The sequence below is a fragment of the Maribacter sp. UH1 genome, from assembly GCF_056839145.1.
Window position 1 is genome coordinate 1,367,201 of the sequence record NZ_CM166387.1, and the last position, 14,234, is coordinate 1,381,434.

The following is a 14,234-nucleotide window of genomic DNA, read 5'->3' on the forward strand; positions in this document are numbered from 1 at the left end:
CTAGTCTAGAAACAATTTATCTAAAGGCAGTCTTGTTTAAAACACTATTATCGAGTAAAAATATAGGGGTGAATGCAACAGATCATAAATTTTTTAATTAGGTATAAGATATTCTTACTTTACCTTTTTCTATTATTGATTTCCTGCATTTTTACGTTTCAGTCGCATTCGTACCACCAATCTAAATTTTTAAATTCATCTAACTACATCACCGGAAGCATCTATACTTTTTCTGATGATATTACTTCCTATTTTGGCTTAAGAGAAGAAAACAATAAGCTTGTTGAAGAAAATAAAAGACTTAGAGATAAGTTATTTAACAACTTGGTACTTTCACCGGCTCTTATTGATTCAACTTCTGTAGACTACGAAGTTATAAGAGGGCGTGTAATCAATAACAGCTATGCCGATCAGCGTAACTATATAACTATCAACAAAGGTGAAAGTGATAGTATTGTTCAAGATATGGGCGTTATTACAGATAAGGGTATTCTTGGTATCGTAGAAAATACCTCAGACAACTTTTCTACAGTACAAAGTATCTTAAGCGATAAGTCTAACATTAACGCAAAAATCAAAAACTCTAATCACTTTGGTTCTTTAGTTTGGGAAAACACCACAGATTATAATGTTGTTCAATTAATTGACATACCAAGATTAGTACCTCTTACTATTGGTGACACCATTGTAACCGGAGCCATGAGTAGCATATTCCCTGAAAACATTCCTATTGGCACTATTAAAAAATTTGATTTAGACAACTCAAAAAGTTTTTATTTTATAGATGTAGAACTCTTTAATGACATGACCAATATTGGTACTATTTATATCATTAAAAATTTAAATCGTAAAGAAGTTTTAGAATTAGAAGCAGAAACAGAAGCCAATGATTAACAACACTTCATTTTTAATTGTGCTCCGATTTATTTTATTGGTACTACTGCAAGTGTTAGTATTCAATAAACTGAATTTCTTTGGCTATATAAATCCGTTGATTTATATTCTTTTCCTTTATTGGTATCCTATCAAACAAAATAGAACTACCTTTATAATTCTATGCTTTTTCTTAGGATTATGCGTAGATATTTTTTCTGACACACTTGCCATAAACGCAGCTGCTACCGTTACCATAGCTTATCTTCGACCAACCATTATGCGTTTTGTCTTTGGTGTCAATTATGAATTTCAAAGTTTTAAGTTAAACAACAGTACCAAGGCACAACAATTCACGTTTTTAGCGTTATTGATTATAATACATCATTTGGTATATTTTACGTTAGAAATTTTCAGCTTTTCAAATAGCCTGTTAATTTTACAAAAAACGATAATAGTAGGTATTGCCACATTGATTTTAGGAATGTTGTTCAGTACATTATTCAGCAGTAAAAAAGAATGAGAAAAATTCTTTTATCATCAATTATAATTGTCATCGCCATTACATTTTTGGGAAGGCTGTCCTATTTGCAAATTTTTAGTTTTTCTGCAGAGCAAGTTTTAGAGGATCCGGCAATTAAAGCTATTTATGATTATCCTGAACGCGGCTATATTTATGATCGTAACGGTCATCTTTTAGTTGGTAATGATCCCGCTTATGATGTCATGGTAATCCCAAGAGAAGTTAAACCTTTAGATACTTTAGAGTTTTGTGGGTTATTAGGAATTGACAAAGAAAAATTCGTCAAAAAACTTAAAAAAGCTAGGGTATATTCTCCAAGACTACCTTCTGTACTGGTACCTCAACTATCAAAACAAGATTACGCCAAGCTACAAGAGAAAATGCGTAAATACAAAGGCTTTTACATTCAAAAGCGATCTTTGCGCTATTACGACACTCCTAGCGCGGCAAATGTTCTAGGTTACATCAGCGAAGTTAACGAAGGAGATTTAGCGGTAAATAAATACTACGTTCAAGGGGAACTAAAAGGAAGAACGGGAGTTGAACGCTATTACGAAGACCTATTAAGAGGCAGAAAAGGTGTTCAGTATATTCAGAAAGATCGATTCAACAGGGATATTGGACCATATAAAAATGGAACCATAGACACCTTACCTGAGCAAGGAAAACAAATAAGTATTACCATAGATAAAACGCTACAGGAATATGGCGAGTTATTGATGAACGGAAAAAGAGGCGGCATCGTAGCCATAGAGCCTGCAACCGGCGAAATTCTTTCCATGATTTCGGGACCAACATACGACCCAGCTTTACTTGTAGGTCGTGAACGTTCTAAAAATTACACGAAATTATATAACGACACCATAGCAAACCCAACTTGGGATCGATCTATTCACGCACAACAACCACCTGGATCACCATTTAAAACCTTAAATGCTTTAATCGCTTTACAAGAAGGTGTTCTAGATGAAAATACAACCATACAATGTTACCACGGATTTTACGTGGGCAAGAAAAAAAGAGGTTGTCACTGTGGTGGTGGCTTAAGAAACTTGAACAAAGGAATATCCCAATCCTGTAACGCTTACTTTGCAGGAGCGTTCAGAAAAATATATGAAAAATTTGAAACTACAGATGAAGGCATGGATGTGTGGGAAAAACACATGCGAAGCTTTGGTCTAGGTGATTATTTAGGTTACGATTTACCATTTGGACAAAAAGGACGTATACCTAGTAAAGAATACTACGACAAATGGTACGGAGATAATAGATGGAGTTCTTCTTACATTATTTCTAATGCTATCGGACAAGGCGAAATATTGGCTACACCGGTGCAGTTAGCGAATATGACGGCAGCTATTGCCAATAGAGGTCATTATTTTACTCCGCATATCTTAAAGAAAATAGAAGGCAAGGATATCACCGAACCTAAATTTACCGAAGCCAAACATACTACAATAGACCCAAAACACTTTGAACCTGTAGTACAAGGTATGGCAGATGTTTATGTAAGTGGTACTGCAAGATGGTTACAAATTCCAGGCATTGAAGTGGCCGGAAAAACAGGAACCGCAGAAAATTTCACAAAAATTGATGGCGTACGTACGCAATTGACAGACCACTCGGTATTTGTAGCATTCGCACCAGTTGACGATCCTAAGATTGCAATTGCGGTATATATAGAAAATGGATATTTTGGATCTAGATATGCCGGGCATATAGCTACACTTATGATTGAAAAGTACCTGAAAGGTGAAATTACCTTAAAGACACTTGAAAAAAGAATGCTTGAAAAAACTTTAGAAGCAGAATACGCGAAACCCTACAGTGGGGAGGAGTTCAAAATTAATGAGCGTGTCTGGTAAAAGTGTTTTAAAAAGAATTGATTGGCTAAGTGTTTTTATCTATTTCGCACTTGTACTTATTGGCTGGATCAATATATACTCAAGTACATTTACCGACGAGCATAGCTCTATTTTTGACTTTAGTACTTTATACGGCAAACAACTCTTTTTTATTGGGGTCAGCCTAGTTACCATAGTCATAGTACTCGCATTAGAAGTAAATTTTTACGAACGGTTTTCTAGTTTACTTTACCTCATATCCATGCTTTCGCTATTAGGGCTCTTTGTTTTTGGTAAAACAATTGCCGGTGCAACTTCATGGTACGACCTTGGCTTTTTTAATTTACAACCTTCCGAGCTTGCAAAAGTAGCTACTGCTCTTGCACTTGCTAAATATCTTAGCGACATTCAAACAGATATCAAACGAAGAAAAGACCAGTTCTACGCGCTTCTAATTATACTTGTACCTGCCATTCTTATTATACCTCAACCCGATCCCGGTAGTGCACTAGTATTCTTTGCCATGATTTTTGTAATTTTTAGAGAAGGCCTACCATTGTACTATTTGGTTATTCTATTAAGTCTTATACTGATATTCGTCATTACCCTAATGTTTGGTACCGTATGGCTTATAATCGGTTTGGCATTAATGATTATTCTATTATATACTTTAAAACGTAAGTCATTAAAAATTCCGGTAATACCGCTTAGTCTAATTAGTGTAGCTGTTATTCTGTTCTCGCTTTCGGTAAATTTCGTTTTCAATAACGTATTCGAGCAACGTCATAGGGATCGATTTGGATTATGGTTACGTTTAGAGAAAGATCCTAAAAAACTGGAACAGATAAGAAAGTCGATTGGTTACAACACGTATCAATCTGAAAAGGCAATTGAATCTGGTGGATTCTTCGGAAAAGGATTTTTAGAAGGAACACGAACAAAAGGAGATTTTGTGCCAGAACAGCATACCGATTATATATTTAGTACCGTTGGTGAAGAATGGGGCTTTTTAGGAACGGCAACAGTAATTATTCTATTTACCGTATTGTTTCTAAGACTTATATCGCTAGCAGAACGACAGAAAAATGCATTTGCTAGAATGTATGGATACGGAGTTATTTCCATACTTCTAATACACTATTTCATTAACATAGGCATGGTAATCGGTATCCTACCTACTATTGGTATTCCCTTGCCCTTCTTTAGTTATGGCGGATCTGGACTCTTATTCTTTACAATTCTACTCTTTATTTTTTTAAGGTTAGATACGAATAGACTAAAGGAGAGTTTCTAAAACTTCCACCCCACGGTATTCTTACTTGCTTCAAAAGCCCTTTGTTGTTTTTCCGGTAGCTCGGCAAAAAAGTCGATTCCTGTTTCTTTTTCTATCTCATCAATTGATACTACGAAATTTCGTAAAGATGTAAACTGGGGTTTATTCGGCATTAAAAAAGATAAAGTATAAATCTTATCTCCCTTTTTACGGGCTATAATCTTATAAAAAGCATCTGGCACATCAACATCTTCCTGCCCGATCTCTTCTAGACCACTTTCTAACACTCCGCCAGTAAATATATATAAAGTTCCAAATTGCTTCGCCCAGCGCCTTGTTTGTTGCTCCAAGTCGTTCCAGATACCTGCATTAAACTCTCTGTCTTGCGGACTTATATTACTTGTATAAAATGTTTCATTGTACGCTTGTAAAGAAAACCTACGATCACCGGCAGGCACTAAATGTCCACGATCATAACCGGATCCCTTATAATTTCGCCAATCGGCAGATTTAGAGGAAACAAACGGATCCTCTATAAAATACGGTCGCTTTCTATCATCATAAGTTAGGTGGCTTTTACTTAACGTATACGCTACCCACTCAGCTTGCTCATAAGGCTCATTATATGATAATGTAAAAAATTCATGATTTACAATCTCTCCCGTTGTAGACGATGGCAAGAGCTCTATGGGGAAATCATTGGCAATAACTTCATCGTTGCTATTGGAATATGTAGCGGGAGTATAAAAATTTTCAAACAGCCAAAAACCTATAATACAGACAAGAATTAAAATACTATATAGAGATCCATTTTTTTTGCGGTATGCCATACGCCAAAATTACCTAATTTTGTAAGATATAAGGCAAATTACCGACCAATAAACCTAGCAAACAAAGTCTAAACGAAAGGAAAATTATGATGTTAACTTGGAAAGATATAATTCATTTTTCAGTGAACGGTAACCCTGAACCTGATAGACGAGTTGAAAAAACCGAACAGGAATGGAAAGAGATCTTAACACCTGAACAGTTTAGAGTTACTCGAAAAAAAGGTACTGAAGCCCCACATTCCGGTGCGCTTTGCACTGCTCACGAAGCTGGTAAATATGAATGTATTTGTTGTGGCACACCACTTTTTGATTCTACCATAAAATTCGAATCTGGTACTGGCTGGCCAAGTTTTAAGCAACCTATAAAAGAAAATGCTATTAAATACCATAAAGATACTTCTTTTGGAATGGTACGAGTAGAAGTCATGTGCAATACATGCGATGCTCATTTGGGCCATATATTCCCTGACGGACCAGAACCTAGTGGATTACGTTACTGCATTAATTCAGAATCTATGCAATTAGAAAAGGAGGAATCGAATGGCTAATTCAAATTTAGAAATCGCTACAGTTGGTGGTGGTTGCTTTTGGTGTACCGAAGCGGTATTTCAAGAGGTAAAGGGCATACACAAAGTAGTTTCTGGATATACTGGAGGTAAAGCTCCGGGGAGACCTACGTACAGAGAAATCTGCTCTGGCTTAACCGGTCATGCAGAAGTAGTTCAGGTTACTTTTGACCCTAGTATCATTTCCTATGAAGATATATTAATTATTTTCATGACTACACATGACCCTACTTCTTTAAACAGGCAGGGAGCTGATACTGGTACTCAATACCGTTCTGTTATTTATTTTCATAATGACGAACAAGAGCAAAAAGCAAAAGTAGTATTGAATGAAATGCAGGCAGTACATGAGAAGCCAATTGTAACTGAATTAAGTCCTTTAGGTATTTTCTACGATGCAGAAGAGTATCATCAAGATTATTACAAGAACAATTCTGAACAAGGATATTGCCAAGTTGTAATCAACCCAAAGTTGGCTAAACTTAGACAATTACATTCTGACAAACTTTTATCATAGATACAATTTCGGTTTATCTAAAGGGAAAACCTATTCATCTATAGCAATTTTCAGTTCACCTATAAAAACTTAAAACTTTTTATAGGTGAACTTATTTTTGAGACATCATAACATTAAAACCTACTTATTATGAATTCTCAAAAATCTTTTTACTACATCGCATTAGGGCTTTTCGCTATCGCCGTTGCAGGTTCAATCATTAACTCCATTATTAATTTTGATACAGTTGCCATTACCTTTGAAAAACTTGGCTATCCTACTTACCTCATATATCTTCTTGGTGTATTCCAATCCATAGGTCTTTTAATGATCATATTCAATAAATCTCACTGGTCATTAGAATGGATTTATGCCGGGTTCTTTATGAATTATACACTGGGTGCTATTGCTCATTTAGCTGTTAAAGATGGTAATGGAGCATCTGCGGTAATATGCACTGTACTTTTATTTGTAACCTATATTCAAAGTAAAAAAATACGCAACACAAACAATGAGTTAGCTGAATTTGGAAAACATAAGCACGCTAAATTTATTTAAAAAAATTACACACAAAAAAGCCGCTATATAAATTATATAGCGGCTTTTTTATTTTATAATATAAGAACTCTAGTTCTTTACACTAGCCAATTTACCTTGCTTAATGTTATTCATTTTTAAGTCTTCTAAAACATTTACTGCTTCTTCAACATAAACATCTTTAGCTAAATTCTTATGCCATCTGTTACGCTTTTCACGTAATACAGAGTCTTTAGTAAATAACTGCTCTTCATACCCTAAAGACTTAAACGTAAGCTTAGAATCATAATCTGTCAAGGTTTTAAAGTAATTTGACTGTTCTTTATCTTTATTCTTTTCTTCTTTGTACGTATCAAAATTTAAAGAGATTTCAGTTTCATCTTGTTCAGCCTTTAACCACTTTGCATTTTCCTCAATTAATTTTATTTGTTGACTGGCAGCCATTCGCTTTTCACTATTGGCAATAGTCTTCTCATAATTGATATAACCTTCCCATGGCTTATAATCTGCAGGAGTGATTTTATCCCACCCTAAAGGGTTAGATTGGTCTCTTTCTCCTAAATCAATATAGCTATATCTGTCTGGTACAACAATATCACTCTTAACACCTTCTAACTGTGTAGATCCACCGTTTATTCTATAGAACTTTTGAGTTGTAATCTTAATAGCACCTAAATCTCCATGCTCATTACTACGCAACATATTGTTCAAAGGAATAACGTTTTGCACCGTTCCTTTACCAAACGTTTGCTTGCTACCTATTACAATAGCTCTTTTATAATCTTGCATTGCAGCCGCTAAAATTTCAGAAGCAGAAGCAGATAATTCGTTTACAAGAATTACCAATGGACCATCCCACTGAATTCTTTCATCCTTGTCATCATATACATCTTTACCTTTATCCTTAGATTGTACCTGAACGATTGGGCCATCTTTAATAAACAAACCTGCCATTTCAACAACAGTCTTCAAAGATCCACCACCATTATCACGTAGATCTAAAATAAGACCTTCCATGCCTTCTTCTTTTAAACGCTCTACTTCTTTGGCAACATCTGTTGCTGCATTTCTTTCGCTATAATCATTGAAATCAACATAAAATTTTGGAAGATTGATAATTCCGAATTTCTCTTCACCCTTAATTATATTGGCAGATTTAGCGTAAGACTCTTCTAATTCTACAACATCTCTTGTTAAAGAAACAACATCTAAAGAACCATCTACTTTTCTAACAGTCAAATCTACAATAGTACCTTGGGCACCTTTTATCAACTTAATGGCATCGTCTAAACGCATACCTACAATATTGATCGGCTCTTCTCCATTCTGACCAACTTTAATGATTTCATCACCAACTTCTAATCTTTGATCTCTCCATACCGGTCCACCAGAAATAATCTCTACAATTTTTGCACCTTCAGATTTTTTCTGAAGTCTTGCTCCAATTCCTTCGAATTTACCTGACATACTGGTATCAAACTTTTCTTTTTCTTCTGGAGCAAAATAGAATGTATGTGGATCAAACTCATCTACAATCGTATTAATATATTGTACAAACCAATCTTTACGTTCTAAATCTTGAACAAAATCAAAGAATTCATCTAATGTTTTTTCAGTTGATTCTCTAGACTCTAATTCCGCCTCTTCAGGTGTATGTGCTGTATAATCATCATCTTCAGAACTTTCGATTTCTTTATTCTCCATATGAGAAATCTTAGAATCATAGTTACCTAAAGTTGCATATTTCAACTGCTTTCTCCAACGTTCTTTCAACTCGTTACGATTTGCAGCAAAAGGTTCTTCGTCATACTTAATGCTAATGCTTTCATTCTCTGAATAATCAAACGGAGTTTCAAGCACTTCTTTATAAATACCTTTGGCATCTTCCATACGCTCCATCAATCTTTCATATACTACATTAAAGAAAGTGATATCTGTATTTTTGATTTCATCATCTATCTGATACTTATACTTCTCAAATTCAGCAATATCAGATGCTATAAAATATCTTTTGGTAGGATCAATAACGTCAATAAAATCTTCGAACACATGTACCGAAAAATCATCGTTAAGCGCTTTAGGCTCATAATGTCCTTTTTCTAACACATAGGTTATTAAATCTAACAACAATTTATCCTTGTCGTCATTTTCAAAAGTCTTATTTGTAAAACTGCACGATGCTACGGCCGCGAGCATCAATAACAGTACGTAGGCTAAATTTCTTTTCATAAAATTATCTTTTACTTTCCTTTTCAATATCTCCGAATTTGAGGGTTAAAAGCAGCATTAAAAGCTACTTAAACCCCTAAGGTAAAGAAAAAACCATGCCAATTAAATCTGCTTAGAACTAATTTTTTGTTAAACGGCATTTCGGACTTATCATATTTAAAAACGTATTTTTACTACAGAAAGTATAAGTTATGGAAAAACCATTGATTTTAGTTACAAATGACGACGGTATTACAGCACCTGGCTTGCGCATGCTTATCTCCGTAATGAAGAAAATTGGCGATGTGGTAGTGGTTGCGCCAGATAGTCCGCAATCTGGTATGGGACATGCTATTACATTGGACACCGCTCTTTTTTCAAAAAAAATGAAAATTGACCTTGACCAAGACGGTATTGACGAATATAGCTGTAGCGGCACCCCTGCAGACTGTGTAAAACTGGCACTTCAGGAAATACTACCTAAAAGGCCTGATATCTGCGTTAGCGGTATTAACCATGGTTCTAACTCATCTATCAACGTTATTTACTCTGGCACCATGAGTGCTGCTGTTGAAGCTGGCATTGAGGGGATACCAGCCATTGGTTTTTCTTTGTGTGATTATAGTTGGAATGCTGATTTTTCCCAAGCTCAAGATTTTATTCTGGACATTGTTACTCAAGCTTTAAATCATGGAATTCCTAAAGGAACCGTCTTGAATGTCAATATACCTAAGCTTAAAAAAGAAGAGCTTAAAGGAATTAAAATTTGTAGACAAGCTAAAGCCAATTGGAAAGAGAAATTTGACAAACGCACCAACCCAATGGGAAAAGATTACTATTGGTTAACTGGTGAGTTCGAGTTATTGGATAAAGGTGAAGATACTGACGAATGGGCACTTGCCAATGGATATATCTCTGTTGTACCCACCCAATTCGATTTAACCGCCCACCACGTCATTCAAGAATTGAACACCTGGGAACTTTAGTTATTTCCCAAAAAAAGGATTAATTTATTTCGCTCAAATATTATAGATGAATACCAAAAAAGAAATTCTAATCGGTTTTATTGTAGGCATTATCGCAAACGCCATTGGCACATTATTGTATATTTTAATATTCTCTGATTTGGGGATTATGGAAACTTTTGATGCTGCCGTTAGACAAGAACATGTTGGCAGTCTTTTGGCATTGGGTGCCATTCTTAACCTTGTGGCTTTTTTCGGATTTCTAAAAATTAAAAGAGACAACAGAGCTAAAGGCGTTTTAATCGCTACCATTTTAACCGCATTCGTGATTCTTTACTACAAAGTATTTTAAAATGAAGTACTACATTATTGCAGGCGAAGCTTCTGGCGATCTTCATGGCTCTAATTTAATTAAGGCTCTGAAGCAACAGGATAACAATGCAGACATTAGATGTTGGGGTGGCGATTTAATGCAGCAAGCTGGCGGAACTTTAGCCAAACACTACAAGGAATTGGCTTTCATGGGATTCATAGAAGTAATTCTAAACCTGAATGCCATTTTTAAAAACATTAAATTTTGCAAGCAAGATATTGCCGCATTTAATCCTGATGCTATTATTTTCATTGATTATTCCGGATTTAATTTACGTATTGCTAAATGGGCCAAAGAACATAATTTCTTGACCAACTATTATATTTCACCTCAGATTTGGGCATCTAGAGAAGGTAGAATAGCTAAGATAAAAGCTACCGTAGACCATATGTACGTGATCCTACCTTTTGAGAAGGAATTTTACGAAAAGAAACACAATTACCCAGTTAACTTTGTAGGACACCCTTTATTAGACGCCATTGATAACAGACCAGAACTAAACGAAACTCTATTCAGATCAGATAATGGTATTAACCCGAACAAACCCATTATAGCATTACTGCCTGGCAGTCGTAAACAAGAGGTACAAAAAATGCTATCGCTCATGCTTTCTTTGACCGACGACTTTTCTGAATATGAATTTGTTATTGCAGGCGCTCCAAGTTTAGATAAAGAATTTTATGCTGCTTTTCTCACCAATGCGAATGTAAAATTCATTCAAAACAAAACTTACGATTTACTTTCCATATCAAATGCCGCCTTAGTTACCAGCGGTACAGCTACTTTAGAAACTGCTTTATTCAAAGTACCTCAGGTAGTTTGCTACAAAGCAAATTGGATCTCTTACCAAATTGCAAAACGTATTATTACTTTAGAATATATTTCTTTGGTCAACCTTATCATGAAAAAGGAAGTAGTTAAAGAATTAATACAGGATGATTTCACCAAACAGAACCTAAAAAAGGAACTGACCTTAATTTTAGATGGTGAAGCTAGACGTAAACAATTGATCGAATATGATGAGTTAATTGCGAAATTGGGTGGATCTGGAGCTAGTGCCGAAGCCGCTTCTCTAATCATTGCAAATGCTAAAATTTCATAGGGATATTCTTTTTAAAAAATAATTCTATAATTTTGGAGTTACACGTACTACAGGGTACACTCTATTTTATGCGCATTTTACCATACTTTATTATCATTTGCTTTTTAGCCAGTTGCGGAGCCAAAAAAACGACTACTTCTGACAAGGAGCGCAAAATTTCTGTTGCTGCTGCAAATAATGCCAGAACAGGTAATGTTACCGGTGCTAAAAAAACTGAAGAACGTAGGACAGTTTCTTCAACGCATACTAAGGCCGATGAGATTATTAACACAGCCCTTTCATTTTCAGGTACACGATATAAATTTGGTGGAACAACCAAGAAAGGAATGGATTGCTCTGGCCTACTATATGTTTCTTTTGGTGAACATGACGTACAACTACCCAGAGTATCTTACAACATGGCAGAAGAAGGTCGCAGGGTTACCGTTAAAAATGTTGAAAAGGGCGACTTGCTATTTTTTAAAACCTCTAGAGGGTCTAAACGAATAAACCATGTTGGCATGGTGGTAGGTACCGATAATGACGAAATTACATTTATTCACGCATCAACATCTCGTGGTGTTACCGTTTCCTCATTAAGAGACGGATTCTGGAACCAAGCATTCGTAAAAGCTACAAGAATATTATAGCATGAAGCTCTTAGCGTTTATTCCTATCAGATTAACGCTTTTACTCATTGTTGGCATTTTAATAGGTTATTATTTCCCCTTTAACTTATTACATACGCTTCTCTTCACAGTATTTCTATTTCTAATACTTGCCGCAATTTTCTTTTTTGAAAAAAATACAAAATCGGTTTTATTCGGAGCCATTGCCGCACTTACATTTATATCGTTAGGCACCTACAGTTACACTGCCGCACAACCCATAAACAATACTAATCACTTCAGTAAGCATCAAAGTAGCAATAACGAATTATGGACGCTAAAAATTAAAGAGGTTCTAAAACCTAATCAGTTTTCTACCCGCTATTTTGCCACAGTAAAAAGTATAGGCAATGAACAAGTAAGTGGTACTATACTTCTCACCATACCCAAAGATTCAGCAAGTTTAAATTTAGCTATAGATGATAAATTTATCACCTATACTAAAGCTAAAGCTATTTCGCATGCATTAATTCCGCATCAATTTGATTATAAAAAATATCTAGAAAATCTAGGTGTGTATCATAGTATACGAATAGAACATGATCCACTTGTAAAAATTAAAAATTCACAAACTACTCTTTTCGGAATCGCCGCAAGGGCACGAAATCATATCATTGAAAAACTTGATAAAGAGAATTTCGGAGCAGATGAATTGGGAGTTATAAAAGCGCTATTACTTGGTCAGCGTTCAGATATATCAGAAGAAACATACACTAATTATCAGAAAGCGGGTGCCGTACATATTTTAGCAGTATCCGGTTTACACATTGGTATTCTACTTTTAGTTATTCAGTTTTTATTGAGTCCGCTAAAAACCATCTCTAATGGGCGAACCTTAATTCTAGTTCTATCGGTTCTCTTTTTATGGGGTTTTGCCTTTATTGCAGGTTTGTCTGCCAGTATCATTCGCGCAACTACCATGTTTACCTTTGTAGCTTATGCATTGTATTTAAACAGACCCAGCAACACCTTCAATATACTTGCGCTTTCCATATTATTTATTCTGTTATTCATCAATCCGAATTTATTGTTCCAAGTGGGGTTTCAGATGAGCTATGCTGCGGTTTTTGCCATACTTTGGATTTTCCCCTTACTTAAAGAACTATGGTTTCCTAAGAATAAGGTTGTACGATATTTTTGGCAATTGCTATGTGTTAGTATCGCCGCACAATTAGGTGTTCTGCCAATCAGCTTATTTTATTTTCATCAGTTTCCAGGACTGTTCTTTATTTCAAATTTAATAATTGTGCCCGCTTTAGGATTAATTCTAGGTACGGGTATTTTAGTGATTGCACTCTCGCTATTAAATTGGCTCCCTACTCAATTAGTATGGTTTTATAATGAAATCATCAGTTCAATGAACAGCATTATTGCTTGGGTAGCAAAACAAGAAAATTTTATTTTCAGTGCTATTTCTTTTGACTTTATTCAGCTTTTGTTAAGTGTATTTGTCCTGATAATGGGCGTAGAACTTTTTACCAAATTCAATTACAAACGAATAGTTTTCTTTTTACTAAGTATTCTATGTTTTCAAGGTTATACCATCTTTCAAGAATATGAAGCTCATAACAAGTTGGAAGTATTAGTGATGCATCAAACGAGAAAGAGCCTTATTTTGAACAAGAGCGGAAATAACCTAACTATCCTAACAAATCCTGACAATACACCTGATTATCTTATTTCAGATTATATCACTGCAGAACGTATAAAATCTATTCGTTATGATTCCTTAAAAAATAGCTATACTTTCAAAGATAGATCGGTACTGATCATAGATAGCACAGGAATTTATCCGAAGTCATCATCCCATAAAATCTTATTGACACAATCACCAAAAATCAATTTAGACAGGCTAATTGACAGTATTCAACCCAAGGAAATTATTGCAGATGGCAGTAACTACAAAAGCTACATTGAACGCTGGGAAGCTACCTGCATAAAAAATAAAATCCCTTTTCACTATACTGGTGAAAAGGGAGCTTATTATTTTGAGTGAC

Annotated in this window: 14 protein-coding genes; 12 read left to right on the forward strand and 2 right to left on the reverse strand. The window is 35.1% G+C overall.

Annotated elements, in window-relative coordinates; translation table 11 throughout:
• Positions 1–72 precede the first annotated feature (72 nt).
• From mreC to rodA, 4 genes are read left to right on the forward strand one after another with little or no spacing between them, the layout of a single operon-like run.
• Positions 73–894 (forward strand): rod shape-determining protein MreC, encoded by an 822-nt coding sequence (mreC, locus tag UH1x_RS05990; protein WP_482625754.1) that lies wholly within the window; start codon positions 73–75, stop codon positions 892–894.
• A complete protein-coding gene (gene mreD / locus UH1x_RS05995; RefSeq protein ID WP_036156798.1) occupies positions 887–1,396 on the forward strand; it encodes a rod shape-determining protein MreD in 510 nt (169 codons plus the stop codon). The genes mreC and mreD overlap by 8 nt, the downstream gene beginning before the upstream one ends.
• On the forward strand, positions 1,393–3,261 hold the full coding sequence (mrdA, locus tag UH1x_RS06000) for a penicillin-binding protein 2 (RefSeq protein WP_405412741.1): 1,869 nt from the start codon (positions 1,393–1,395) through the stop codon (positions 3,259–3,261). Before mreD ends, mrdA begins: the two co-directional genes overlap by 4 nt.
• Complete coding sequence (gene rodA / locus UH1x_RS06005; protein WP_482625755.1) at positions 3,245–4,534, forward strand: rod shape-determining protein RodA; 1,290 nt, start codon at positions 3,245–3,247, stop codon at positions 4,532–4,534. Before mrdA ends, rodA begins: the two co-directional genes overlap by 17 nt.
• Here the strand turns inward: rodA and UH1x_RS06010 are convergent.
• Complete coding sequence (locus UH1x_RS06010; protein ID WP_482625756.1) at positions 4,531–5,343, reverse strand: DNA/RNA non-specific endonuclease; 813 nt, start codon at positions 5,341–5,343, stop codon at positions 4,531–4,533. The two genes, rodA and UH1x_RS06010, sit on opposite strands and share 4 nt — an antisense overlap.
• Before the next feature lie 89 nt (positions 5,344–5,432).
• Here UH1x_RS06010 and msrB point away from each other — a divergent pair, with 89 nt between their 5' ends.
• The 3 genes from msrB (at position 5,433) to UH1x_RS06025 (ending at position 6,963) form a co-directional block, all read left to right on the forward strand.
• Positions 5,433–5,891 carry a peptide-methionine (R)-S-oxide reductase MsrB gene (msrB, locus tag UH1x_RS06015; RefSeq protein WP_482626491.1) on the forward strand — a complete coding sequence of 153 codons (459 nt, stop codon included), beginning with the start codon at positions 5,433–5,435 and terminating at the stop codon, positions 5,889–5,891.
• The gene (gene msrA, locus UH1x_RS06020; RefSeq protein ID WP_482625757.1) at positions 5,884–6,426 is read left to right on the forward strand and encodes a peptide-methionine (S)-S-oxide reductase MsrA; all 543 of its coding nucleotides are present in this window, start codon (positions 5,884–5,886) and stop codon (positions 6,424–6,426) included. Before msrB ends, msrA begins: the two co-directional genes overlap by 8 nt.
• 129 nt (positions 6,427–6,555) lie before the next feature.
• Positions 6,556–6,963, forward strand: coding sequence for a DoxX family protein (locus tag UH1x_RS06025; RefSeq protein WP_482625758.1), 408 nt, complete (start codon positions 6,556–6,558; stop codon positions 6,961–6,963).
• Between the two features lie 69 nt (positions 6,964–7,032).
• Here UH1x_RS06025 and UH1x_RS06030 read toward each other — a convergent pair whose 3' ends face one another.
• Positions 7,033–9,171 carry a carboxy terminal-processing peptidase gene (locus tag UH1x_RS06030; protein ID WP_482625759.1) on the reverse strand — a complete coding sequence of 713 codons (2,139 nt, stop codon included), beginning with the start codon at positions 9,169–9,171 and terminating at the stop codon, positions 7,033–7,035.
• A gap of 191 nt (positions 9,172–9,362) precedes the next feature.
• Here UH1x_RS06030 and surE point away from each other — a divergent pair, with 191 nt between their 5' ends.
• From surE to UH1x_RS06055, 5 genes are all read left to right on the forward strand, one after another.
• Positions 9,363–10,136, forward strand: coding sequence for a 5'/3'-nucleotidase SurE (surE, locus tag UH1x_RS06035; protein WP_339726804.1), 774 nt, complete (start codon positions 9,363–9,365; stop codon positions 10,134–10,136).
• A 46-nt stretch (positions 10,137–10,182) separates the two neighbouring features.
• Positions 10,183–10,467 carry a hypothetical protein gene (locus tag UH1x_RS06040; RefSeq protein ID WP_036156812.1) on the forward strand — a complete coding sequence of 95 codons (285 nt, stop codon included), beginning with the start codon at positions 10,183–10,185 and terminating at the stop codon, positions 10,465–10,467.
• A gap of 1 nt (position 10,468) precedes the next feature.
• A complete protein-coding gene (gene lpxB, locus UH1x_RS06045; protein ID WP_482625760.1) occupies positions 10,469–11,590 on the forward strand; it encodes a lipid-A-disaccharide synthase in 1,122 nt (373 codons plus the stop codon).
• A 68-nt stretch (positions 11,591–11,658) separates the two neighbouring features.
• A complete protein-coding gene (locus tag UH1x_RS06050; protein ID WP_482625761.1) occupies positions 11,659–12,219 on the forward strand; it encodes a C40 family peptidase in 561 nt (186 codons plus the stop codon).
• Position 12,220: 1 nt separating this feature from the next.
• Positions 12,221–14,233 (forward strand): ComEC/Rec2 family competence protein, encoded by a 2,013-nt coding sequence (locus UH1x_RS06055; protein WP_482625762.1) that lies wholly within the window; start codon positions 12,221–12,223, stop codon positions 14,231–14,233.
• Position 14,234 lies beyond the last annotated feature (1 nt).

What these genes read in the sequence shown, in the direction of transcription:
- msrA (WP_482625757.1), top strand. Translation starts at nt 5,884, where the DNA reads ATGGCTAATTCAAATTTAGAAATCGCTACAGTTGGTGGTGGTTGCTTT.
- rodA (WP_482625755.1), top strand. Translation starts at nt 3,245, where the DNA reads ATGAGCGTGTCTGGTAAAAGTGTTTTAAAAAGAATTGATTGGCTAAGT.
- UH1x_RS06025 (WP_482625758.1), top strand. Translation starts at nt 6,556, where the DNA reads ATGAATTCTCAAAAATCTTTTTACTACATCGCATTAGGGCTTTTCGCT.
- mrdA (WP_405412741.1), top strand. Translation starts at nt 1,393, where the DNA reads ATGAGAAAAATTCTTTTATCATCAATTATAATTGTCATCGCCATTACA.
- UH1x_RS06040 (WP_036156812.1), top strand. Translation starts at nt 10,183, where the DNA reads ATGAATACCAAAAAAGAAATTCTAATCGGTTTTATTGTAGGCATTATC.
- surE (WP_339726804.1), top strand. Translation starts at nt 9,363, where the DNA reads ATGGAAAAACCATTGATTTTAGTTACAAATGACGACGGTATTACAGCA.
- msrB (WP_482626491.1), top strand. Translation starts at nt 5,433, where the DNA reads ATGTTAACTTGGAAAGATATAATTCATTTTTCAGTGAACGGTAACCCT.
- mreC (WP_482625754.1), top strand. Translation starts at nt 73, where the DNA reads ATGCAACAGATCATAAATTTTTTAATTAGGTATAAGATATTCTTACTT.
- lpxB (WP_482625760.1), top strand. Translation starts at nt 10,469, where the DNA reads ATGAAGTACTACATTATTGCAGGCGAAGCTTCTGGCGATCTTCATGGC.
- UH1x_RS06010 (WP_482625756.1), bottom strand. Translation starts at nt 5,343, where the DNA reads ATGGCATACCGCAAAAAAAATGGATCTCTATATAGTATTTTAATTCTT.
- UH1x_RS06055 (WP_482625762.1), top strand. Translation starts at nt 12,221, where the DNA reads ATGAAGCTCTTAGCGTTTATTCCTATCAGATTAACGCTTTTACTCATT.
- UH1x_RS06050 (WP_482625761.1), top strand. Translation starts at nt 11,659, where the DNA reads ATGCGCATTTTACCATACTTTATTATCATTTGCTTTTTAGCCAGTTGC.
- mreD (WP_036156798.1), top strand. Translation starts at nt 887, where the DNA reads ATGATTAACAACACTTCATTTTTAATTGTGCTCCGATTTATTTTATTG.
- UH1x_RS06030 (WP_482625759.1), bottom strand. Translation starts at nt 9,171, where the DNA reads ATGAAAAGAAATTTAGCCTACGTACTGTTATTGATGCTCGCGGCCGTA.